The 1197-nt window shown below is 58.3% G+C and carries 2 protein-coding genes; one reads left to right on the forward strand and one right to left on the reverse strand.

Features of this window, described 5'->3' with window-relative positions; genetic code table 11:
- The first annotated feature begins 86 nt into the window (after nt 1-86).
- Nucleotides 87-236 (forward strand): hypothetical protein, encoded by a 150-nt coding sequence (locus tag H5U08_RS19350; protein WP_297036985.1) that lies wholly within the window; start codon nt 87-89, stop codon nt 234-236.
- A 37-nt stretch (nt 237-273) separates the two neighbouring features.
- Here H5U08_RS19350 and H5U08_RS19355 read toward each other — a convergent pair whose 3' ends face one another.
- Nucleotides 274-759: a hypothetical protein gene (locus H5U08_RS19355; RefSeq protein ID WP_297036988.1), complete on the reverse strand. Its 486-nt coding sequence runs from the start codon at nt 757-759 to the stop codon at nt 274-276.
- Nucleotides 760-1197 lie beyond the last annotated feature (438 nt).

Consider the following 1197-nt stretch of genomic DNA (forward strand, 5'->3'; position numbering starts at 1 on the left):
CTTTTATGACCGCGTGACGGCCGAGTCGTAACGGCCGCCTCTGTCGGCAAGAATCCTTTCAGGCGCACACAGGAGCCCGCGTCGGCATGGCGCTGTTTTTGATCATCACAGCTCTGGTGAATTTCATGGCCGGGTTCGGCCTGGCCATGTGCCTCGGAGTCGGGCCGAGCAACCTCAGCGACGTGCTGGCTATCCTGCTGGGCAGGCCCCTGAAAAGCGAGGGATTCAGAGATTGAGTCCGCGGCAAAGAACGGACGAAGTCCGCTGTGATTTTCAGGAGCGGGCGGCGTACGCCTCAGCAAACTCCAGGATCCACTTGTCGATAATTTCCTTGAAAGTTTCCGGATCTGCCTCGTTGAGCGGTTGATAGAAGCTGCGGTTGAAGAGCTCCTTGTCGCGGACGGTGGCTTTTCCGGCCAGATCGAGCACGAAATACTCCGAAAGTGGTCGCACCACCAGCTCGATTCGGCTGTAGCGTCGTTGGGGTGGCTGACTGCGGCGGTCGATGTCGTCACGGCTGAGAGCCGCTCCCCAGCCCCGTTCGGCAATCACGGTCTCATACTGGAAGCCCGGAAAGTGCTCCTGAAGTTTGCGAAGGCACTGTTCGATGTAATCGGTCAGTTGAAGTCGGAGTTCGCTGTGCCGCGAGCGGAGTTCCTGTTCCGTCATGGCACGGCGGGCTTCCGCTTCCGCCTGCATATCGCGCCGCCGGCGGCCTCGCTCGATCGCCTGTTGCAATCGTTTCTCAAAGTCACTCATCAGTTTCTAGCTTGAACAAGGCACTTCTGGATACGTTAATGCGGGGGACGGCTGTGGTGGATCTTGTCTTTCGTTACGCCAAACCTCCCGGTAAGTTCGTTCTTCTTTAATCATAAACCTCTCTCCGCCATTTGTCGCCATCACCTGAGCCCGTCCCGTTCCCCCTCTTTGAGTGGATTCGTGAAAGACAAAACGCTCAACAGCTTGCGGGCGCAGCTCACGAATGGCCCCCTCTGTCAAAAAGAAATTGACCCGAGCAGACGGAGCGCTTCGATCACGTAGCGCATCCAGCGTCAAATTGGGGACCTCACAAGCAGGTTCCGCGGAAAGGCGGTGGGGCACGCCTTTCGTGCCGGTTTGGCACTACTTGCGCGGCGCGCAATTGCGCGTGAAGCGGCCTCACGTTGCCCCGGCCGTTGGCTGATTTTCCAGCTTCTT

Source organism: Thermogutta sp. (assembly GCF_014359955.1).
Lineage (GTDB): Bacteria > Planctomycetota > Planctomycetia > Pirellulales > Thermoguttaceae > Thermogutta.